This window comes from Thermosynechococcus sp. B3, from assembly GCF_030323045.1.
Lineage (GTDB): Bacteria > Cyanobacteriota > Cyanobacteriia > Thermosynechococcales > Thermosynechococcaceae > Thermosynechococcus.
In genome coordinates this window covers 2106371-2127713 of the sequence record NZ_CP097584.1, presented here as the reverse complement: position 1 = coordinate 2127713, position 21343 = coordinate 2106371, and the positions used below count along the sequence as shown (strand labels likewise).

Here is a 21343-nt window from a genome sequence, read left to right as displayed (position 1 = left end):
CGACTTTTGACACTGAAGACCGTTGATTAGGATTTCGATATTTACTATGACTGTTGCCACTTCTGCTACCCCTGCTGTGCCCAGCGACTCGCGTCAACGGGCAGCGACTTTTTTGAAAGACCTCCAGGATCAGATTTGTCAGGCCCTAGAGGCAGCCGATGGCGGTGCCCAGTTTCAAGAGGACAGTTGGCAACGTCCCGAAGGGGGCGGTGGTCGCTCGCGGGTGATGAAAAATGGCCAGCTTCTGGAGCAGGGGGGCGTTAATTTCTCAGAGGTGTGGGGGGAGCAATTGCCGCCCTCAATTTTGACCCAGCGGCCGGAGGCGGCGGGGCATGGCTTCTATGCCACGGGTACCTCCATGGTGCTCCATCCCCGCAATCCCTATGTGCCAACGGTGCATTTGAATTATCGCTACTTTGAAGCTGGGCCGGTGTGGTGGTTTGGCGGTGGCGCAGATTTGACCCCCTACTACCCCTTTGCTGAGGATGCGAAACACTTCCATCAGGTGCATAAGGCTGCCTGCGATCGCCACCACAGCGAGTACTACCCCGTGTTCAAACGCTGGTGTGATGAATACTTCTACCTCAAGCATCGCGGCGAAACCCGTGGCGTGGGCGGCATTTTCTTTGACTACCAAGATGGCAGCGATCGCGAGCTTTACCGCGGCCCTGATCCCCATGGCGAAGCTGCTCGCTACAGTCAAAAGGTCGGTTCCATTGGCAGTCGCTCCTGGGAAGACCTGTTTGCCTTTATTCAAAGCTGTGGCCAAGCCTTTCTAGAAGCCTACCTACCAATTGTGGAACGGCGGCGTCACCTCGAGTATGGCGATCGCGAGCGGCAATTTCAGCTCTATCGGCGCGGGCGCTATGTGGAATTCAACCTCGTCTATGACCGCGGCACCATCTTCGGCCTGCAAACCAATGGCCGCACCGAGTCTATTTTGATGTCCTTACCCCCCCTTGTGCGCTGGGAATATGGCTATACCCCGGAACCCAACAGCCGCGAAGCGGAACTGTACACCACCTTTCTCAAGCCCCAAGACTGGGTGAATTGGCCAAGCTAAATGAGGATCAGTGCCCCTGTGTTGCGCCGTGTGCTTGCCCTCCTAGGTGATCTGCGCCTAGCAATTCTCCTGTTGCTGGTGATTGCGATCGCCAGTATTGCCGGCACCGTGATTGAGCAGGGGCAATCCCTCAGCTTCTATCAGGCCAATTATCCCGAAGACCCTGCCCTGTTTGGTTTTCTCAGTTGGCGGGTGCTACTGGCCCTAGGGCTAGATCATGTCTATCGCACCCCTTGGTATCTCACTCTGTTGGTGCTCTTTGGCGCCAGTTTAACGGCCTGTACCTTCAGTCGGCAGGTGCCTGCCCTCACCACGGCCCAACGCTGGCAGTACTACTCCCAACCGCGTCAATTCACCAAACTGGCCCTGAGCACCACGATTCCCCAAGGCTCCCTCAAGGAACTGGCCGCTGCCTTGAGCGCAAAGGGCTACCGCGTCTGGCAAACCGACAATCAACTCTATGCCCGCAAAGGCATTGTTGGTCGCATGGGCCCGATTGTGGTTCATGCCAGTATGATTCTGATTTTGCTGGGGGGGATTTTGGGGGCGCTGACGGGCTTTATGGCGCAGGAACTGATTCCCAGTGGTGAAACCTTTCATCTTCAGCACATTGTGCAGGCGGGTCCCTTGGCGCGGGTTCCCCAACACTGGTCGGTCAGGGTAAATCGCTTTTGGATTGATTACAGTGATGCGGGGGAGATTGATCAGTTCTACTCAGACCTCTCGATACTGGATGCGCAAGGCCAAGAGGTGAAGCGGGGCACAATCCATGTCAACCAGCCCCTGAAGTATGGCGGAGTCACCCTCTATCAGGCGGACTGGAGTATTGCCGCCATTCGCTTTCGCCTAAACAACAGTCCCGTGCTGCAACTGCCCATGGCCCAGCTAGACACAGAAGGCAAAGGTCGTCTTTGGGGCACATGGCTGCCCACGAAACCGGATCTCTCGGAGGGGATTTCCCTGATTGCGCGGGATCTCCAAGGCACGGTGCTCATCTACAGCCCCAAGGGCGAGTTTCTCACCAGCTTGCGCACCGGCATGAGTACAGAAATCAATGGGGTCAGGCTGACATTGGTTGAACTGGTGGGCAGTACAGGGCTACAAATGAAAGCCGATCCGGGAATTCCCCTGTTTTATGCGGGCTTTGCCCTGTTGATGGCCGGCGTGATCATGAGCTATGTGTCCCACTCGCAGGTGTGGGGGCTGCAGGAAAACGATCTCCTCTATGTAGGTGGCCGCACCAATCGGGCGCAGTTGGCCTTTGAGCAGGAATTGGTGGCGATCGCCCGTCAATTGGCACCCCAAAGCCAAACCACAGAAGTGGAAGTTTAGCCCCTTGACTCTCTAGTTGACTGGAGACTTGAAGATTCTCAATAGGGAGTGCTCTAGGGGAATCTCACCATGGTTCTCAAGCTGCGCGTGCCCGACATGGCCTGTGGCGCCTGTCGTGATGCCATTATCCAAGCCATTCAAGCGGTTGACACCCGTGCCACTGTTAGCGCCGATCTCGCAACCAAAGAGCTAGAAATTGACACCCAAGCCCCAGCGGCAGACATCCGCAGTGCCATTCGTCAAGCCGGTTATACGCCCCAATGATCACCCAGCTCACCTTCCAGGTGCAGGGGATGCAGTGCGCCGCTTGCGCCAATGTCATTGAAACTGCCCTGCGATCGCTACCGGGCGTCAGGGACTGTGAAATTTATTTTGCCGCCGCTCAGGCCACGGTCACCTACGATCCCCAGCAAGTGACCTGGTCAGATCTACAGGGGGCGATCGCTAAAGCCGGCTATCACGCAGAGCGCCTGCCTGAAGAAGGCTTGGTAACTGACACCGCCACCGCAGAATTGACCTATCGGGCTGAGCTGCGCCGTCTCAAACGCCGACTCCTCTTTGCCGGTAGCGCCACCCTACTCCTGCTAGTGGGGAATCTACCCATGATGACGGGCTGGCATCTCCCTTGGATCCCGCCATGGCTGCACCATCCTTGGCTGCAACTGTTGCTGACAGCGCCGATTCAGTTTTGGAGTGGTGAATCCTTTTATGAGGGCGCCTGGCGAGCACTGCGCTATCGCACAGCAACGATGGACACCCTAGTGGCTCTGGGCACCAGTGTCGCCTTTTTCTACTCGCTCTTTGTGACGCTCTTTCCCCAAGCCTTCCATGCCCACATGCCAGAGGTCTATTACGAAGTCTCAGCCGTCGTCATTACCCTGATTCTCTTGGGACGCTTTCTCGAAAGTCGCGCCAAACGGGAAACTGCTGCCGCTATTCGCAAACTCCTCGCCCTGCAACCGAAAACGGCACGGGTAATTCGTAACGGAGAAGCGGTGGAGGTGCCCCTGATTGAAGTGCAAGTGGGGGATCGATTGCTGGTGCGTCCCGGCGAAAAGATTCCCGTCGATGGTGAGATTGTGGCTGGGGCCTCAACCGTCGATGAATCCATGGTAACGGGGGAAAGCTTACCAGTGGAAAAGCGCGAGGGGGATGAAGTCATTGGCGCCACCCTCAATCAAACCGGAAGTCTGCAGATCCGAGCCACGCGGGTGGGGTCGCAAACCTTTTTGGCACAAATGATTCGACTGGTGCAGCAGGCCCAAGCCTCAAAAGCCCCCATTCAAAAACTAGCGGATCGCATCACGGCTTGGTTTGTACCGGCAGTGCTGGCGATCGCCCTCCTGACGGGGCTGCTGTGGCTGACCATTGGCCGCAATCCCACCCTAGCCCTGTTGACCACCATTGGCGTTTTGATCATTGCCTGTCCCTGTGCCCTTGGCTTGGCCACCCCCACCTCAATCATGGTGGCCAGCGGCAAAGCAGCGGAGTATGGCATTTTGATTAAAGATGCCCGCAGTCTCCAGCTCGCCCATCGGGTGCAAACCGTGGTTCTCGACAAAACAGGCACCCTCACCCAAGGCCATCCCAGCGTCACCGATTTTTATTCTCAGGCGGATGCCACAACCCTTTTGCGGCTGGCCGCCAGTGTGGAATGGCACTCGGAACATCCCTTGGCTGCCGCCGTGGTCGAGTATGCCCAAGCCCAGGGGGTATCGCCGCAAGCGGTTCGCGACTTTGGGGCCACCATTGGTCAAGGGGTACAGGGCATGGTTGAGGATCAATGGGTGCTCATTGGTACCCCAGCCTTTCTAGCAGCCCACGGCATTGCCACCGCCCCTTGGCAGCCTCAAGCTCAAACCCTTGCACAGCAGGGGAAAACGGTCATCTGGATAGCGGTGGATGCCCAAGTCAGGGGGCTGATCGCCCTTGCCGACACGCTGAAACCCGAAGCCCCAGGGGTAGTGGCTGCCCTGAAGCGCATGGGATTAGAGGTGATTCTGCTGACCGGCGATCAGGCCGTAACCGCTGCGGCCATTGCCCAGCAAGTGGGAATTGAGCATTACGTTGCCAGTGTCCGCCCCGATCAAAAGGCAGCGATCATTGCTGAACTGCAACGGCAAGGGAAGTGCGTGGCCATGGTGGGGGATGGCATGAATGATGCCCCCGCCCTCGCCCAAGCCGATGTCGGCATTGCTCTGGGCACCGGTACCGATGTAGCGATCGCCAGCAGTGACATCACCCTCATTGCCGGTCATCTTCAGGGCATTGTCACCGCCCTGCAACTCAGCCGCGCCACAATCCAAAATATTCGCCAGAATCTCTTTTTCGCCTTCCTCTATAACGTGGCTGGCATTCCCATTGCCGCTGGCATCCTTTATCCCTTAACGGGCTGGCTCCTCAATCCCATGGTGGCCGGTGCAGCCATGGCCTTTAGTTCCTTCTCCGTAGTGATGAATGCTCTGCGCCTGCGCTCTTTTCGACCAAGACTGCCAGCTCTCAGTTAATACATAGATAATTAATACATAGATAACAAAGATAACAAAAAACAACCTTAGGAACAATCGGCACCCCTACGGGATCGGATCGTCCCCAACAGCGTCACTACTTGTACACAGCGTTGGCTGCCGACAGCAGTATTACCCTTTGGTCGGAATGTAATTTGTTGCGGTGGCGTATGAGTAATAGCGACACGACCATTAAATTCATAGGTGAGCCGATAGGAACCATCAATTAGGGGCAGTGTTGTCTGACTAGGGACAATTTCGATTTTGTCAGCATCGTTCTCTAGCAAATTTTGCCACTGCCACTGAGTTACTGGCATAGTGGCTCGATTGACAGTCCACTGCACCTGATTATCATGGGTACGAAAAGCTACTGTCCAGCGTAAATTTTCTCGCCGTGCCCCTGCCTGTGCCAAACGCATTGCAGACATGGCTTCGTTAACTCCGGAACGCATGCGTTGCTCGTTGAGCAATGAAAACCAAGATACACCTGCTAAGCTCCCCAGTAGGCCAATAATTAGCACAACAACTAAAATTTCAATGAGTGTAAACCCTTGTTGGGTAAGCCTTAGCCTTGCCATATCTATCCTCCCTTAGTTACTGGGGACTTTCTGATACACTCCCCGACTCAGTACTGTTGTTGTCAGCACTGGACGCACAGCCTCATCTTGGGGACGAATTGCTGGTTTACCGCGAGGATTAGCCCGCAAATAGACGAATGTTGCTGTATTGAAATTAGAACCGCGACTCAGGACACATCCATAAAAGCTATTGGGTGGTGTCGTTGTCTCCAATGGTGTGCGCACATAAGCACCAATTCGTGGATTAGTAACCTCACCTTGACAGGCAATTGGGGTAGGATCTACTTCGCTCCAGTTACCATCAATAAAATCAGCCACAACTGGTAAATTACTCAAGTCATTACTGGGAGATGTAGCTTGAAGGTTTGCCCCCGTGTTAATATTCAGAGGCCAAGCAACAAAGTTGGTGTTTTCAGTGGGATCTACGTAACCGGGCGTTTGTGTAATGTTTGTGCCGTTAATAGTTGCATACTGTCGTAATTGATAGCGCCGTAGGCGAGCAGCACCCTGCCATTCACTACTAGTATTTGTATCTAAGTAATAAACAACTAACGTGTAAGAACGACGCGAGTTTTGAATCCGCAAGCACGTAGTATTCTCGGGCGGACAATTCGTGGGCATGACGAAAGCAGGATTGTTATCATAGGGCAAATGCTCTAAAATCCACATTGCTAAAATAGGACGGATATTTGCACCAAAATTCGGTAAGTAAGAAGTAATAGGTGTACGTGCACTACCATTTGAGTTAGCGCAAAGCCCGCTACCTTGAAGGCAATCACCATCATAGACAAAAGTTGCTTGGGATAAATCAGCAATAATAAAATTCATTGCCGACTGTAGTTCTTGTCTGACTTCGTTGAGAGATGCCTCACGCGATTCAGTTTCAATCATGTCAATGAGGATAGCTCCAAGGGAAACTGTGATCACAGAGCCAATCAACAATGAGATCAATATCTCAATAATCGTAAATCCTTGGGCTGCTCGCCGCCACTGCCGCCATTTCATAGGCACCTCAACTGATTCTTAAGAGCATTGACTAATTGAGCAAAGCGCTGTGCTAGAGTCACCTTGGACAATATCTGTCGTGATTACAGCAAGGGGCAGTTCTAAATTTCCAATTGAGGTCGTCATTGTTGCCGGCTGCTGACCAATTGGAGTTGCAGTGCTAGGAGAACCATTTGTAAATGTTGCGCGATTATAGACTCGAACCTGCATTGGATAGCCCACAATGCGGTTATTGGGGCCAAAGGTAATGCTACCCCGATAAATTTGAACAACAAACTCCCTGTTATTAAATACGCGAAGACAGCCTTCAGTTGCTGAAGTGGGTAGTGCCATCCCACCACCAGTGCAGGTAACCACTGTTGTTGGTGGAGGTTGATTTGAGAGCAGTTCGGGTTGCCCTAAACTAGCCGTGACAGAGCTAGGCGGTGGGATGACTGCGGTAGTAACATTAACCCCCTGTTCCATGAGTACTCGCATGCGATCGACCTCAGAAAGAGCAAGAGCGCTTGCTTGGGAGATACGATCGTTCTGCACCCGTGTGGCTGCTACCAACATCAAGGGCGCCACAAGCGCGGCAACCGCAACGTTAACTAGTAGGATGGCAACAATACATTCAGCAAGTGTTAAACCCTGTTCGGCACTATGTAATTGTGATTGTCTTATTTGCGTGATTTTCATTAGAACCCACCTCCATTTACGGACAACCTGTTACTGAAGGATCTACCGTACCACCGCCTCCTGGACGGGGAGCGCAGCGCAACCGCAGGATATAGGGGTCATCCGCCGGTAATTCCCTATAGTATTCGCTACGTTGGCGGGCAGGTGTAATAAAGCGCGACGCCACTGGCCCTGCCGGTGCCAGTTGCAGACCCACGTCATAGCCCCAACGACGGTTAGGCGGAGAGTAATATCTAATCCACTCAGCAGCCTGAGCCGCACAGTTAAATGCGGTATTGACATCTCGACACGCAGCCGTGTTTGGTACTTCCCACTGATCTTGATCAAAAGGACCTGTGGCTTGAGTAGAGAAGTTCAGTTGAATAAATGCTCCTTGGATCCATAGGTTATTCCAAGCTTCAATGAAGCGAGGGAAGTTATGCATCCCACCGTAGGACTGTGTGGGTCGCGAAGGCACAGTGCCACTGATGATTACCGCATTGACTTGGGTATCCGTTGCTGCGTTGCGGCTACGTTGAGAACCAAAGTCATAGTAGCTGTTGTAAGGGTTACTGGCTTGGCCCTGTTCACCATCGGGATAGCTTGTGAGGGGAGTACCATCGCGATCCACCCGTTTACCTGTTTGGTAATTAATCGCCCAAGGCGTGCCATTACGATCCACGTAAATCGGTGAACTGGGATCAAAGGGACTTTCCCGCAGCCAAACTGTATTGTTAGGTAAGTTGTCACTAGGACGGTTGGCATTCAGGAATGCAGGCTGTAAGGAGCTATTGTTACCACACGTAGGATAGATGCGGTTGTTACCAACATTACTCACAATAGCATTACTAGAGGTACCAACATTAGTTTGGGGGTAGTTTGTGCTTAGATTTTCAGGAGAGCTATTCCCCATGTTCGATACAGGGTCATTGTAGGCATTGGCAAAATAATCATTGGCAGAGCCATTGCAGAAATTGTCAGAGAGAATTGTCACCGCATCCCCGAGGATTTCTGCGGGTCGCCAAGTGTCGGAGTTAGGCCGAGCAAAGCGATTATCGAGCGTATCACGGCTATAGAAGTTGCTCCAGTTTGCGTCTAGGGTTGTGGTAAATTCCTCCAGATTGTTTGTTGTGCCGTTGGTACTGTGGAGGTTAAAGTTCCCCTGAATATACACGGGGTTATCGCTGATAAAGGAGAGACCAGCGATATTCTTCTCGGCAGGAATTCCTTGGCGGTCAAGGCGCCGGCCATTCCACAATCGAAAGCCATTGGGTCGCCGCATTGGATCCGCAAAGAAATCCACTGGTTTTGTCGAAATGCCGTTGGCGGCTCGGATGGGATCATGAGGATTGCTGGGATTAGTATTCATCCAGTTTTGACCTGTAATGGCAGGTCGGGCAATGCCATCTTCGCGCACTGCATCTTCCCGGAAGGCATAGACAATGCCCCCCATCGGCAGCCATGTATCCCCACCAATAGGAGTGCGCCGCAGCAGGTCAAGGTCAATATCCATTTCCCGCACCGCCATCTCTTCACGACCATTGAAGAGGGTGTTATCAAGGAAAGCGACATTGCGAGCATTGCCGTCAAAGCCAATGATTTGATTCAGGCGGCTGGGATAGCGGATATTACTCACTAGAGTCCCAGTAGCTGGCTCGGTAGGGGTAAGGAAATTTGTTGGATTCATACGTGGGTTTGCTTTAATATCACCCGGAGTTACAGACGGCCCCCCCGGCGGGTTGAAGATCTCCCGCAACGCTGGATATTTAATCACCGTATTAAAGGTACCGAGAATCGGTGCGGTGGGGTTGTTATGTCGGCGTGCGAGCACCACCAGTGTCGAGTTCACAGCAATGGGAGTTGTACCCCCACCCGTACGTTCTGTGCCGCCAATGTAGCGTAGGGTTGCTGTAGCTGTTGCAGGAGTGGCAATGACCACAAAGCGTCCCTCTAGGACACCAAGACCAGTGGTGGGACGGCGAATTTCAATAATATCCCCTACCTGCAGTTGTAGTCCTGTGTAGGTGATCGTTACCGTGGAATTACCATTTGGATTGGCAAGGTTTAGAGTGGGGTTATTCGGAAATCCAACAGCAGCGGTAATGGTACCTGTTTCCAGACTGTTAGTGGTCATAAGGGAAGCCGAAGCTCCTGCTGGAATTTTCTTTCCTGGTGGCGCATTACCTTCTGGGACGGGGTTGGGGTTTTTTAGAGTGACGGTGAGAACTTTACCTCGGTTATCAGTGGTGAAGTCTTCCAAAATCATCCGCCCCGCACCAGTGACATAGACACTTTTGCCCTTATCAGAGTCGCGCAGGTCAAAGTTATAGCTGGGGGCATCTTCAAGCTTGACACGAGGCACTGTATTGACAGTCACTATTCCATCGGGGTTCGGCATCTCAAACTCCTGGCCAATCACAAATCCTCGTTTGTCTTGCCCTAGGCAAAAAGCATTCCGCAAGTTGCTATACTGATTAGGAATTTCACACGTGTACCCTTGTGGATTAAGGTCATATTTCACCTGCTCCGTGAGGGCAATTAAGCGGGCAAGACGGGCATTGACATCGGCATTAGTTTCTTGCAGCGGGCGCTGACTCCAGCGAGCATTAGGGATCAGGGCGGTGATGTAGGCATTGGCATCCCAATAGCCCCCGCGATAGGAGAGGCTCTGATTAGCACTGAAGCCTTGCCGAATGACTTGCACAGTACTTGTCGTTGCACTGTCGCGTAAGGGAATCACTTCCCCATCGGCGAGGGGACTAGACCCTGGATTAGGTTGCTGCAATTGATCTAAATTGAGAATAGCAGTGTTCAGATTACTGAGCTGTTGTTCGTTCAAATCCTCATAGCGAAGACTTTCCAGCGTATCCACACTATGAGCCAGCATTCCCAACATACAGCCTGCGGTGTGGATTGTACTTTGATCGGCCAAGCTTAGAGCGCTCAAGCTGCCTCTTTGCTCTAGGAGTTGAAGCGCGCGGGCAAGGTTCGAGAAATTCCCAGCACGGGTCTTATCAGGATTGGGGTGAATTGTGGTTCCCCCTATTTCCTGTTTGGGCGGAAACGCTCCATCCACACCATCACCCGCATAGTCCACGAGGTTCCGCATCGCTTGTTGCATCTCTGGACTGTTGAAATTAGGAGGCTGAAACTCCCAACCATTGGTGCCGCGCCCAGTAAAGAAGTCAAAGAAGCGGAAATTAGGGGACAAGCCTGGAATGCCATCGTACTGGTTGAACATGATGCTGCGCAGGGCAGTTTGCGGTGTGCCGTGGTGGTGAGTAGTCGCCAAGCAGGCGATCGGCTCATAGCCCCCGCTGTTTTGCCCTGGATAAGGCTCCGTGAACGGATCGGGAATACTGGGGTAGATCGTTGTTCCCCTCGCTTTGTAGTGATAAACGGCTGTGGCCTGCACGGCCGCCAAATCATCCCGCAGTGTGCGGTGCTGATAAAACTCATTGCGGCGGCTGATATTAGCGGTATCACCCGCAGGTGGATCAAGAGGTTTGCCTAGTTCCAAGCGTTCCCCCACAATGATTCGTAGGCCTTCTTGGCGTGCCCGCCGCTCCCAGTAGCCATCTAGACCAACTTCTGTCCGTCGATCCGCTTCAGCAGATTCAGGAACAGTATTACGCAATAACAGTTGGTTAGAGGAGGGAATTTGATCACCAATGCGGCTTCCAGACGGAATCACACGATCGGCAAATTCTGCGGCTACAGCGGGATCATTTTCAAGGGCATCACGGCTAACATTGGCATAGATTGGCTTGGGGCCGTAGCGATCGTCGGCACGGTACGTATCATCCACGTATGGCTTTGAAACCTGCTGATTGGAAAATCGACCCGTACCACCACTGTCAGCAGGCCCGTAGAATTGCTGTACCCAGTTAGGATCACGGTAGCTAGCATTACTGGTGTCAGATGCACGGGAGCGACTGCGATCTTCAGTAACGATTAAGACAGGGTTGAGGGCTAGTTGAGCTGGTTGATTAACAGAGCTAACAACTGAATCCCGATTGCCGTTAAAGATTACATTTTGTCCGGGTGGATCATTGTCACCTGTAGTGAAGGGAAGTGCAGGTGATTCACGGTAGGAATGAACAGTAGTACTGCCGCTAATAGTATTGTCCCGTAAGGTGCCCGAAATAAACTGGCCTTGAAATATTGGCTCGGACGTGTTGCCGTCATTGTCAAAATCATATGTGTCGGGAACCTGGGCTGTAGTAATTTCGGAAGCAGCTCGAGTATAGATACATGAACTGGGAGCGCTCACGAGAAAGGCCGAGAAACTGCTACCACCACCCATAAAAATACTTCCCTCGGTGTGCATGGCACCATTCCAACGGAAGGCAGGCCCCGGGAAAATCTCTAAGTCGTTTCGAAACCATGCTCCCCACTTGTTCCCACGGTCGAGTTCACGTTCTTGAACAAAGTCAAGGGTGGCAAGGGCTTGACCACCATTGCGATTTTCATAAACAAAGGCGTTAACTTGGAAGTTTTTGCGCAGGCTAGCTGTGCCCACACTATCCCAACCTGCTTCTGCCGTTTGTGCTGCAACTCCACCTGCGCTGGCACATTGGCCACTCATTTCTGAAATGTTGAGGGGACGGTTGCGAGTGACTAGGGCTGCGGCCTTTTGAGCATCGCTTTGATTAATTTGGGTATTGTTGGGGCGGGTCATTAAAATGGAGTACGCCACAATTGAGTTGGGGGTCGGCTGGAAAACCCAAGCGTTATCGACATTACCGTCACCATTGATGTCAATCCGTTGTTCATCGGCAAGAGTGTAGGGATCGGGGTTTGCACCCACATTCAACATCAGGTCTCGTAGGCGATCTTCCCCTGGCACGCCACTGGGGCGACGTGGATCCCGAGTAAAGAGATACTCTAGTTTGGCCTTGGCGCGATCAATAGCAGGCGTAGCAGCATTGAGTACTTGAATATCTTGGCGTTCTCCCGCCACTTGAGTAGTGCGGTTCAGTGTCCGCAGCATCAAGGCACCCACTGTAATAGTGAGCACTAAGATAACGATAATAACGGTCGGCAACACAAACCCCCGACGCCCAAACCGCAGTTGCCGCCCCCCTAGGGGTGTCAGCCGTCGCTGTACCCACAGGCGCAACTGGTAAAGCAAATGACGAATTGCGCGAGTCAGCTTGCGATACTGCCGTTTCGAGAGGCCAAAGCGTCGGTCATTCTTTTTCATAGGGGCACCTAGTCAACGCACGGGAGCAATAACCTACCACTAGTTATGGAGCGATCAATAGATCTGAAATAGGCTAGTAATTAGTATGGTTTTTCCTTGGTAAAAAATTTCAGCCTCCAGACAATTTTTCGGATTGTTGCGCACAGCAATCATCCTTAAAGATCAAAAACACAATTGTTCAAAAGTCCAAACTAGCGATTTATGATGCCTAGGAAGAGCGATTTAGCCATGCAAAAACTTCCTCTAGGTCAGTGAAGTCCAGAAGAGCTTCTGCCAAGGCTTCAATCTCATGGACAGGGAGCTGGCGAATGCGCTCCTCAAGGCCAGCTGGTAACTCGCCAAACCGCCGTCTTAGGAGACGCAGCACAACGAGGGTCTCTCCCTGCTGCAATCCCTGCTGCAATCCCTGCTGCAATCCCTGTTGCAATCCTTGTTGCAATCCTTGTTGCAATCCCTGCTGTAATCCCTGCTGCAATACCTCTTCCCGTACCTCAGCATAGACCTCTTCCCGTACCTCAGCATAGACGTCCCGATAAAACCGCGTCCGCTTCAACTCTTCCGTGGTAAACCCCAGCATGCGCAGCACCTCCTCCCGACTCAGCTCCGTGAACTTGTACAACACAATGGTGGTGATTAACTCTATTATGACTTCTGGCCTTGGCACTGCCTCTATGCGAGTGCGCTCTGCCAGCAACCGCGCTGCTGTCGGCATTTCTACTTCGGGTAACACTGTGAGCTGCATCAGCGCTAGGCTCAATGGCAATGCCTCAAGTGACCCGAGTTCATTCAGATAGACCCGATGCAGGCGATGACTATTCACCAACACCTCATAGGGGTCAAAAGACACTTGTTCTGCTTGACGATGGGGATAAATCACCACCGCTTGCCAGTCAGAAAAGGTGTGGCGATACAGCCGCAGATAGAGAAAGATTTCCGCAAAGAAGCGTTCATAGAAGCTGTTATCGCGCTGAAACTGCACCTCACAGAAATAGACGGTTCCTGAGGGGTCAGGGGGCATGAAGACGCCATCAATGCGAAAGGCCGTTTGCTTGAGTTCCACGGAGTCAAAGCGATACCCCTGCGGCGCTTCTCTGCCCAAAAGATCAAAAAGGGTTTGGGGTAGCTGGGCAAAGAGTTGATAAAAAAGGGAGTCGCGGCGCATGGGCTAGGTGGAGTGCTCTAGCCACGCAAAAACTTCCTCTAGGGTAGTGAAGTCCAGAAGAGCTTCTGCCAAGGCTTCAATTTGATGGACAGGGAGCTGGCGAATGCGCTCCTCAAGGCCAGCTGGTAAATCACCAAACCGCCGTCTTAACTGCCGCAGCACAACGAGGGTCTCTCCCTGCTGCAATCCCTGCTGCAATCCCTGTTGCAGCCCTTGTTGCAATCCCTGTTGTAATCCCTGCTGTAATCCCTGCTGCAATACCTCTTCCCGTACCTCAGCATAGACCTCTTCCCGTACCTCAGCATAGACGTCCCGATAAAACCGCGTCCGCTTTAGTTCGTCAGTGGTAAACCCCAGCATGCGCAGCACCTCCTCCCGACTCAGCTCCGTAAACTTGTACAACACAATGGTGGTGATTAACTCTATTATGACTTCTGGCCTTGGCACTGCCTCTATGCGAGTGCGCTCTGCCAGCAACCGTGCTGCTGTCGGCATCTCTGCTTCAGTTAGCACGGTGAGTTGCATCAGCGCTAGGCTCAATGGCAACGCCTCAAGTGACCCCAGTTCATTCAAATAGACCCGATGCAGGCGATGACTATTCACCAACACCTCATAGGGGTCAAAGGACACTTGTTCTGCTTGACGATGGGGATAAATCACCACCGCTTGCCAGTCAGAAAAGGTGTGGCGATACAGCCGCAGATAGAGAAAGATTTCCGCAAAGAAGCGTTCATAGAAGCTGTTATCGCGCTGAAACTGCACCTCACAGAAATAGACGATTCCTGAGGGGTCAGGGGGCATGAAGACGCCATCAATGCGAAAGGCCGTTTGCTTGAGTTCCACGGAGTCAAAGCGATACCCCTGCGGCGCTTCTCTGCCCAAAAGATCAAAAAGGGTTTGGGGTAGCTGGGCAAAGAGTTGATAAAAAAGGGAGTCGCGGCGCATGGGCTAGGTGGAGTGCTCTAGCCACGCAAAAACTTCCTCTAGGGCAGTGAAGTCCAAGAGAGCCTCTGCCAATGCTTCGATTTGAGGGGGAGAGAGCTGGCGAATGCGCTCCTCAAGGCCAGCTGGTAAATTGCCAAAGCGCCGTCTTAACTGCCGCAACACAACGAGGGTCTCTCCCTGCTGCAATCCTTCCTGCCGCCCTTCCTGTCGCCCTTCTTCCCGTGCCTCAGCATAGACTTCTTCCCGTACCTCAGCATAGACCTCTTCCCGTACCTCAGCATAGACGTCCCGATAAAACCGCGTCCGCTTCAACTCTTCCGTCGTAAACCCCAGCATGCGCAGCACCTCCTCCCGACTCAGCTCCGTAAACTTGTACAACACAATGGTGGTGATTAACTCTATTATGACTTCTGGCCTTGGCACTGCCTCTATGCGAGTGCGTTCTGCCAGCAACCGTGCTGCTGTCGGCATTTCTGCTTCAGGTAACACTGTGAGCTGCATCAGGGCTAGGCTCAATGGCAACGCCTCAAGTGACCCCAGTTCATTCAAATAGACCCGATGCAGGCGATGACTATTCACCAACACCTCATAGGGGTCAAAGGACACTTGTTCTGCTTGACGATGGGGATAAATCACCACCGCTTGCCAGTCAGAAAAGGTGTGGCGATACAGCCGCAGATAGAGAAAGATTTCCGCAAAGAAGCGTTCATAGAAGCTGTTATCGCGCTGAAACTGCACCTCACAGAAATAGACGATTCCTGAGGGGTCAGGGGGCATGAAGACGCCATCAATGCGAAAGGCCGTTTGCTTGAGTTCCACGGAGTCAAAGCGATACCCCTGCGGCGCTTCTCTGCCCAAGAGGTCGAAGAGGGTCTGGGGCAGCTGGGCAAAGAGTTGATAAAAAAGGGAGTCGCGGCGCATGGGCTAGGTGGAGTGCTCTAGCCACGCAAAAACTTCCTCTAGGGTAGTGAAGTCCAAGAGAGCTTCTGCCAAGGCTTCAATTTGATGGACAGGGAGCTGGCGAATGCGCTCCTCAAGGCCAGCTGGTAACTCGCCAAACCGCCGTCTTAGGAGACGCAGCACAACGAGGGTCTCTCCCTGCTGCAATCCCTGTTGCAGTCCCTGCTGTAATACCTCTTCCCGTGCCTCAGCATACACTTCTTGATAAAACCGCGTCCGCTTTAGTTCCTCAGTGGTAAACCCCAGCATGCGCAGCACCTCCTCCCGACTCAGCTCCGTAAACTTGTACAACACAATGGTGGTGATTAACTCTATTATGACTTCTGGCCTTGGCACTGCCTCTGTGCGAGTACGCTCTGCCAGCAACCGCGCTGCTGCGGGCATCTCTGCCTCTGCCATCACCATCAACTGCATCAGCGCAAGATTTAGCGGTAACGCCTCAAGTGACCCCAGTTCATTCAGATACACCCGCCGCAGGCGATGACTATTTACCAACACCTCATAGGGTTCAAAGGACACTTGTTCAGCTTGGCGATGGGGATAAATAACCACCGCTTGCCAATCAGAGAAGGTGTGGCGATACAGCCGCAGATAGAGAAAGATTTCCGCAAAGAAGCGTTCATAGAAGCTGTTATCGCGCTGAAACTGCACCTCACAGAAATAGACGATTCCTGAGGGGTCAGGGGGCATGAAGACGCCATCAATGCGAAAGGCCGTTTGCTTCAGCTCCACGGAGTCAAAGCGATACCCCTGCGGCGTGTCTATGCCCAAGAGGTCGAAGAGGGTCTGGGGCAGCTGGGCAAAGAGTTGATAAAAAAGGGAGTCGCGGCGCATCGGCTAGGTGGAGTGCTCTAGCCACGCAAAAACTTCCTCTAGGGTAGTGAAGTCCAAGAGAGCTTCTGCCAAGGCTTCAATTTGATGGACAGGGAGCTGGCGAATGCGCTCCTCAAGGCCAGCTGGTAACTCGCCAAACCGCCGTCTTAGGAGGCGTAAAACAACAAGGGTCTCTCCCTGCTGCAATCCCTGCTGCAATCCCTGCTGCAACCCCTGCTGTAATCCATCCTCTCGCGCCTCAGCATACACTTCTTGATAAAACCGCGTCCGCTTTAGTTCCTCAGTGGTAAACCCCAGCATGCGCAGCACCTCCTCGCGACTCAGCTTGGTGAATTTGTACAACACAATGGTGGTGATCAACTCCATTATGACTTCTGGCCTTGGAACCGCCTCTATGCGAGTGCGCTCTGCCAGCAACCGTGCTGCTGTCGGCATTTCTGCTTCAGGTAACACTGTGAGCTGCATCAGCGCTAGGCTCAATGGCAACGCCTCAAGTGACCCCAGTTCATTCAAATAGACCCGATGCAGGCGATGACTATTCACCAACACCTCATAGGGGTCAAAGGACACTTGTTCTGCTTGACGATGGGGATAAATCACCACCGCTTGCCAGTCAGAAAAGGTGTGGCGATACAGCCGCAGATAGAGAAAGATTTCCGCAAAGAAGCGTTCATAGAAGCTGTTATCGCGCTGAAACTGCACCTCACAGAAATAGACGATTCCTGAGGGGTCAGGGGGCATGAAGACGCCATCAATGCGAAAGGCCGTTTGCTTGAGTTCGACGGACTCAAAACGATACCCCTGAGGGGTGTCTCTGCCCAAAAGGTCAAAGAGGGTCTGGGGTAGTTGGGCAAACAGTTGGTAAAAAAGAGAGTCACGGCGCATGGGCTAGGAAGAGCGATTTAGCCACGCAAACACTTCCTCTAGGTCAGTGAAGTCTAGAAGTGCTTCTGCCAATGCTTCGATTTGATCGGGGGAGAGCTGACGAATCCCTTCTTCAAGGTCATTGGGCACACTACCAAACCGCCGCCTTAACTGCCGTAGGACAACGGCTGCTTCTCCTTGCTGTAGTCCTTGTTGTAATCCTTGCTGTAATCCATCCTCTCGTGCCTCAGCATACACTTCTTGATAAAATCGCGTCCGCTTTAGTTCCTCAGTGGTAAACCCCAGCATGCGCAGCACCTCCTCGCGACTCAGCTCCGTGAACTTGTACAATATGCCGGTAGTTGCTCTTCACCAACATCTCATAGGGTTGGACACTTGTTCAGCCTGGCGATGGGAATAAAAGCAAAAATTTTTTCAGGTTGCCAGTGTAACCGTTTGCCAAGATACCCCTGCCTTCATCGCACTCAACACGCCAATGGCCTCGGCATAGGACTGGCAAGGGATTGTCTCTATCCCCAAATCGGCAGCTGTAACATTGAGGGTTGTGGTATTGTTAGTCACCGTTAGGATGGGGACGCCCCGCTGAGCCAAGGCCAGAATTCCCCGTCCACCAAGAGCAGTGGCGGGTACAATCACCGCATCCACGTCCTGTCGCCACAGGGCCTCCCTAGCAGTTGGGCTATAGCGGGGAGCACGACTCAATCCCACCAACACCGAGGGCAAAAAGGTGTAGCCAATTTCCTCAGCTAGGGCGCGGGGATGTACAGTCTCCTCTAGGGGCAATGGTTGCAGGGCTGGGGCATGGGCTGCCGGAATCTGAAAGTGCTGGACAACCAAATGACTAATGACCGCTTCTGCCCCGGCGAGGGGATCGACACCTTGGCCACTGCGATAGTGCTGTAAGGCTGCCGTACCGGGATCGTCGGGAAAGCGGGTCACAATCGCGATCGCCTCCGCCTTGGCCTCTTGAATCAGTTTTTCTGCCGCCCGCAATAAACTAGCGGGGTTCGCCAGAGTCCCCCAGGTTGCCCCCGAGGCAGCGGTTTGCAACTGCACGCCCAAGGGTTCATCTGTAATCACAGGTTCAGTCATCATTAGACCCAAGGTGGCAGCACAGGCCGCCGCTGCTTGACGATGGCGCAGTTGGAAATCCGCTTCAATCGCCGCATCCAGTAACAGGCCAATGCGATTGGGATGGGGTGGCAGCAATCCCCAACGGCCAACAGCAAATTCATCAAGGGCATAGCCTTCCACATACCAAACATTGGGCAGCGGCCAATAGAGCATTGCCCCATTGAGAACGTTGGGATGGGTGATCAGGCGATCGCACACTTGAGCCAAAGCACGAACGACGGGAATCGCATCACCCGCATAGCCGCCAATGGCAGCCCCAATGCCGGTTGGAATGATCAGAACGGCCGTCAGCACGTTAGCGACTAGCTTGGGCAGGGAGGGGAGCCGGCTGCACGGCCACAGTTACAGTTTGGCCACTACGGCGCACTTCCAGTTCCATGGTGCGACCAATGCCTGTGCTTTCCACCATTTGCTGCACTTGATCCGCTTTGGTGATGTTTTGGCCATTGATGCGACGGATCACATCTCCGGGTTGCAAACCTGCACGGGCAGCGGGAGAGTTGGGCAAGACTTGAAAAATCAAAACACCCGAACTTTCCTGCACACGCACAGGACTATTGGGATTGGCGTTGAGGCGCTGCTGCATCTCAGGGGTGAGATTGGCCATGCGAATACCAAGGAAGGGGTGATCGACACGACCATTGGCAATCAGTTGGTTGGCAATCCGCTGAGCCGTGTTGATGGGAATGGCAAATCCCAAGCCTTGGGCACCACCAATGATCGCGGTATTCATGCCAATCACCTCTCCCCGTTGATTCAACAGGGGGCCACCAGAGTTGCCGGGGTTAATGGCCGCATCGGTTTGAATGAAGCCCACCCGCTTATCGGGCACGCCAATATCACCGCTAGAGCGTCCCGTCGCACTAATGATGCCCGCAGTCACCGTATTATCGAGACCCAAGGGATTGCCGATGGCGATCGCCCACTCACCGGGGCGCAAATGATCAGAATTGCCAAGACGCACCACTGGTAAATTGTTGGCATTCACCTTGACTACGGCCACATCCGTCAGTCGGTCTTGCCCCAAAACTTGACCCTCAAATGTGCGGCCATCCTTGAGTGTCACCCGTACGCGATTGGCACCATCCACCACATGGGCATTGGTCAGAATCAGGCCATCACTGCTAATGATGAAGCCAGAGCCTAAACCCCGCTCCTCGCGGCTGCGGGGGGGCATCATTGGCCCAAAAAACTCCTGAAAGAAAGGGTCATTAAAGATGGCTGGCACGCGGGTCTGCACCGTACGGGAAGCATCAATCCGCACTACGGCAGGTCCTACTTGTTCAACAGCACGGGCAATAAAGTTAATGTCATTTCCCGCTGGTAGCGGTGCCGGTAACTGCGCCAAACTGGGGGTCACCAAGGGCGTTGACGTTGGCATTAAGTGGGTGGCAAACATGGCAGCGGCTGCCCCCAACGCCATTAACGACAGATAAGTGACCGATTTACCAAGACGCACTGTCATAGGCCATTGCCCCTTTGCTGACACTGGTTCTTGAAAAGAAGACGACCATTCAGGGAGCCAAGTTCCAGTTTCTAGCCTACCACTTCAGGAGGTTGAATTTCTCCATGTCAACGGTCTGGCGGTTGCGATAGATGGCCAAGATAATGGCTAGACCTACGGCGGCTTCGGCGGCTGCCACCGTAATCACAAACACAGCAAAAACTTGACCCTTAATTTGCTCACCATCCAGATAGTTGGCAAAACCAATCAGGTTGAGGTTGACAGCATTCAGAAGCAACTCAATGGACATGAGCACGCGCACAGCATTGCGACTGGTGACGAGGCCATAGATGCCAATACAAAATAGCAGTGCTGCCAAGATCAAAACATAGGTTAACTGCATCGTCTTTCCCTATTTTTCAGACAAGGCTACAGGTTCACGGGGACGTTCCGGCAACTCCAAGGGGGGAACCACCTCTTCCCCTAAGAGGGGTTCAGGTTCCAAGACCAGTTCGCGGCGGGCGAGAACCACTGCCCCAATCAAGGCCATCAGCAGCAAGACCGAGGCCAACTCAAAGGGCAAGAGGAAATCGCTGAAAAAGTGCTGGCCAATCGTTGTGATGCTGTCAGTCGTAGGCGGCAGGGAACTGAGTTGCCAAGGGGTTTGCAAAATCATTTTTGTCAGCAGGGCAAAGACGCCAAGGGAGACTACTGCGGCACCCCCCTGACGCAGCCAACGCCCCGGCACTGGGGTATAGGCCTCGCGCTTATTGACGAGCATGATGGCAAAGAGGATGAGAACGTTCACCGCGCCGACATAGATGAGAATTTGTGCCGCTGAGACAAAGTCAGCATTCATGAGGATATATAGCCCAGAGATGCTCAGGAACACACCCCCCAGCAAGAAGGCAGAATAGACAACGTTGTTCAGGAGCACAACGCCAAGGGCAGCAACAATCACTGCAGCGGCAAGGGCAAAGAAGGTCATCGTTTGGGTCAGGGTGGCTAAGTCCACAGCAACAACTCCTAGTTCTCAGATGATTCAGCAGTGTTGGCGATCGCCTCCGGATGCTCTCCCGCCCGTTGGGCACCCGCAGGCAAATTATGACCAGACATTACCCCCGCCGGCAGGTAGGCAAACTCGCGGATCGGGGCCACCATCGGATCTTGGGTCACTTTATAGGGAATGCGTCCCATTGCCACACTGTCGTAGTTCAGCTCATGGCGATCGTAGGTGGCCAGTTCGTACTCCTCTGTTACCGAGAGGCAATTGGTGGGGCAGTATTCCACACAGTTGGCACAGAAGATGCACACACCAAAGTCAATGCTGTAGTGCTTCAGTTCTTTCTTCTTGATCTCTTTGTTGAAGACCCAATCCACCACGGGCAGGTTAATCGGGCAGACGCGCACGCACACTTCACAGGCAATGCACTTGTCAAACTCAAAGTGAATCCGTCCCCGAAACCGTTCCGAGGGAATGAGTTTTTCGTAGGGATATTGCACCGTCACCGGCCGCCGCCGCATGTGATCAAAGGTCACGGAGAGGCCTTGACCAATGTACTTAGCGGACTGCACTGCCTCTTTGGCATAGTTGGTAATCTGATTGAGGAATTTCATGGTGTCACCTCATG

General features: G+C 53.1%; 19 protein-coding genes and 1 pseudogene. 4 read left to right on the top strand and 16 right to left on the bottom strand.

The features are described 5' to 3' along the window. Nucleotides 1–46 precede the first annotated feature (46 nt). The 4 genes from hemF to M0646_RS10485 all read left to right on the top strand — a co-directional run bounded on the left by hemF (nt 47) and on the right by M0646_RS10485 (nt 4902). Nucleotides 47–1063 (top strand): oxygen-dependent coproporphyrinogen oxidase, encoded by a 1017-nt coding sequence (gene hemF / locus M0646_RS10500; RefSeq protein WP_286649618.1) that lies wholly within the window; start codon nt 47–49, stop codon nt 1061–1063. Further along, the gene (locus M0646_RS10495) at nt 1064–2395 is read left to right on the top strand and encodes a cytochrome c biogenesis protein (protein WP_286649617.1); all 1332 of its coding nucleotides are present in this window, start codon (nt 1064–1066) and stop codon (nt 2393–2395) included. A 69-nt stretch (nt 2396–2464) separates the two neighbouring features. Further along, entirely contained in the window at nt 2465–2659 is a 195-nt protein-coding gene (locus tag M0646_RS10490) for a heavy-metal-associated domain-containing protein (RefSeq protein ID WP_149820636.1), read from the top strand. Then, the gene (locus M0646_RS10485) at nt 2656–4902 is read left to right on the top strand and encodes a heavy metal translocating P-type ATPase (protein WP_286649616.1); all 2247 of its coding nucleotides are present in this window, start codon (nt 2656–2658) and stop codon (nt 4900–4902) included. Before M0646_RS10490 ends, M0646_RS10485 begins: the two co-directional genes overlap by 4 nt. A gap of 47 nt (nt 4903–4949) precedes the next feature. Here the strand turns inward: M0646_RS10485 and M0646_RS10480 are convergent, their stop codons facing one another. From M0646_RS10480 to ndhI, 16 genes and pseudogenes are all read right to left on the bottom strand, one after another. Next, complete coding sequence (locus tag M0646_RS10480; RefSeq protein ID WP_226972061.1) at nt 4950–5330, bottom strand: hypothetical protein; 381 nt, start codon at nt 5328–5330, stop codon at nt 4950–4952. 90 nt (nt 5331–5420) lie between these two features. Then, nucleotides 5421–5480: pseudogene (locus M0646_RS13250) on the bottom strand (prepilin-type N-terminal cleavage/methylation domain-containing protein); the annotation flags it as partial. A 12-nt stretch (nt 5481–5492) separates the two neighbouring features. Then, nucleotides 5493–6485 (bottom strand): prepilin-type N-terminal cleavage/methylation domain-containing protein, encoded by a 993-nt coding sequence (locus M0646_RS10475; protein WP_149820632.1) that lies wholly within the window; start codon nt 6483–6485, stop codon nt 5493–5495. A gap of 18 nt (nt 6486–6503) precedes the next feature. Next, on the bottom strand, nt 6504–7163 hold the full coding sequence (locus M0646_RS10470) for a hypothetical protein (protein WP_149820630.1): 660 nt from the start codon (nt 7161–7163) through the stop codon (nt 6504–6506). 16 nt (nt 7164–7179) lie between these two features. Continuing rightward, complete coding sequence (hpsA, locus tag M0646_RS10465) at nt 7180–12348, bottom strand: hormogonium polysaccharide biosynthesis protein HpsA (protein WP_286625636.1); 5169 nt, start codon at nt 12346–12348, stop codon at nt 7180–7182. A 208-nt stretch (nt 12349–12556) separates the two neighbouring features. Beyond that, on the bottom strand, nt 12557–13510 hold the full coding sequence (locus M0646_RS10460) for an Rpn family recombination-promoting nuclease/putative transposase (protein ID WP_286625635.1): 954 nt from the start codon (nt 13508–13510) through the stop codon (nt 12557–12559). Nucleotides 13511–13513: 3 nt separating this feature from the next. Next, entirely contained in the window at nt 13514–14455 is a 942-nt protein-coding gene (locus M0646_RS10455; RefSeq protein ID WP_286625634.1) for an Rpn family recombination-promoting nuclease/putative transposase, read from the bottom strand. A 3-nt stretch (nt 14456–14458) separates the two neighbouring features. After that, nucleotides 14459–15376 carry an Rpn family recombination-promoting nuclease/putative transposase gene (locus M0646_RS10450; RefSeq protein ID WP_286625632.1) on the bottom strand — a complete coding sequence of 306 codons (918 nt, stop codon included), beginning with the start codon at nt 15374–15376 and terminating at the stop codon, nt 14459–14461. Between the two features lie 3 nt (nt 15377–15379). Then, on the bottom strand, nt 15380–16249 hold the full coding sequence (locus M0646_RS10445) for an Rpn family recombination-promoting nuclease/putative transposase (protein ID WP_286625628.1): 870 nt from the start codon (nt 16247–16249) through the stop codon (nt 15380–15382). Between the two features lie 3 nt (nt 16250–16252). Further along, a complete protein-coding gene (locus M0646_RS10440; protein WP_286625627.1) occupies nt 16253–17134 on the bottom strand; it encodes an Rpn family recombination-promoting nuclease/putative transposase in 882 nt (293 codons plus the stop codon). A 3-nt stretch (nt 17135–17137) separates the two neighbouring features. Next, nucleotides 17138–17422, bottom strand: a complete 285-nt coding sequence (locus M0646_RS10435; protein ID WP_286625626.1) for a DUF4351 domain-containing protein — start codon at nt 17420–17422, stop codon at nt 17138–17140. A gap of 126 nt (nt 17423–17548) precedes the next feature. Then, nucleotides 17549–18562: a DUF3326 domain-containing protein gene (locus M0646_RS10430; RefSeq protein WP_286625625.1), complete on the bottom strand. Its 1014-nt coding sequence runs from the start codon at nt 18560–18562 to the stop codon at nt 17549–17551. Nucleotide 18563: 1 nt separating this feature from the next. After that, nucleotides 18564–19733, bottom strand: coding sequence for an HhoA/HhoB/HtrA family serine endopeptidase (locus tag M0646_RS10425; RefSeq protein WP_286625624.1), 1170 nt, complete (start codon nt 19731–19733; stop codon nt 18564–18566). Between the two features lie 76 nt (nt 19734–19809). After that, nucleotides 19810–20115, bottom strand: a complete 306-nt coding sequence (gene nuoK, locus M0646_RS10420) for an NADH-quinone oxidoreductase subunit NuoK (RefSeq protein WP_286625623.1) — start codon at nt 20113–20115, stop codon at nt 19810–19812. Between the two features lie 9 nt (nt 20116–20124). After that, a complete protein-coding gene (locus tag M0646_RS10415) occupies nt 20125–20727 on the bottom strand; it encodes an NADH-quinone oxidoreductase subunit J (RefSeq protein ID WP_149820602.1) in 603 nt (200 codons plus the stop codon). 11 nt (nt 20728–20738) lie between these two features. Then, nucleotides 20739–21329: an NAD(P)H-quinone oxidoreductase subunit I gene (ndhI, locus tag M0646_RS10410; protein ID WP_286625622.1), complete on the bottom strand. Its 591-nt coding sequence runs from the start codon at nt 21327–21329 to the stop codon at nt 20739–20741. Nucleotides 21330–21343: the final 14 nt, after the last annotated feature.

Coding starts and splice junctions, on each gene's coding strand:
- hemF (WP_286649618.1), top strand. CDS start 47: ATGACTGTTGCCACTTCTGCTACCCCTGCTGTGCCCAGCGACTCGCGT.
- M0646_RS10495 (WP_286649617.1), top strand. CDS start 1,064: ATGAGGATCAGTGCCCCTGTGTTGCGCCGTGTGCTTGCCCTCCTAGGT.
- M0646_RS10490 (WP_149820636.1), top strand. CDS start 2,465: ATGGTTCTCAAGCTGCGCGTGCCCGACATGGCCTGTGGCGCCTGTCGT.
- M0646_RS10485 (WP_286649616.1), top strand. CDS start 2,656: ATGATCACCCAGCTCACCTTCCAGGTGCAGGGGATGCAGTGCGCCGCT.
- M0646_RS10480 (WP_226972061.1), bottom strand. CDS start 5,330: ATGTCTGCAATGCGTTTGGCACAGGCAGGGGCACGGCGAGAAAATTTA.
- M0646_RS10475 (WP_149820632.1), bottom strand. CDS start 6,485: ATGAAATGGCGGCAGTGGCGGCGAGCAGCCCAAGGATTTACGATTATT.
- M0646_RS10470 (WP_149820630.1), bottom strand. CDS start 7,163: ATGAAAATCACGCAAATAAGACAATCACAATTACATAGTGCCGAACAG.
- hpsA (WP_286625636.1), bottom strand. CDS start 12,348: ATGAAAAAGAATGACCGACGCTTTGGCCTCTCGAAACGGCAGTATCGC.
- M0646_RS10460 (WP_286625635.1), bottom strand. CDS start 13,510: ATGCGCCGCGACTCCCTTTTTTATCAACTCTTTGCCCAGCTACCCCAA.
- M0646_RS10455 (WP_286625634.1), bottom strand. CDS start 14,455: ATGCGCCGCGACTCCCTTTTTTATCAACTCTTTGCCCAGCTACCCCAA.
- M0646_RS10450 (WP_286625632.1), bottom strand. CDS start 15,376: ATGCGCCGCGACTCCCTTTTTTATCAACTCTTTGCCCAGCTGCCCCAG.
- M0646_RS10445 (WP_286625628.1), bottom strand. CDS start 16,249: ATGCGCCGCGACTCCCTTTTTTATCAACTCTTTGCCCAGCTGCCCCAG.
- M0646_RS10440 (WP_286625627.1), bottom strand. CDS start 17,134: ATGCGCCGTGACTCTCTTTTTTACCAACTGTTTGCCCAACTACCCCAG.
- M0646_RS10435 (WP_286625626.1), bottom strand. CDS start 17,422: ATGCTGGGGTTTACCACTGAGGAACTAAAGCGGACGCGATTTTATCAA.
- M0646_RS10425 (WP_286625624.1), bottom strand. CDS start 19,733: ATGACAGTGCGTCTTGGTAAATCGGTCACTTATCTGTCGTTAATGGCG.
- nuoK (WP_286625623.1), bottom strand. CDS start 20,115: ATGCAGTTAACCTATGTTTTGATCTTGGCAGCACTGCTATTTTGTATT.
- ndhI (WP_286625622.1), bottom strand. CDS start 21,329: ATGAAATTCCTCAATCAGATTACCAACTATGCCAAAGAGGCAGTGCAG.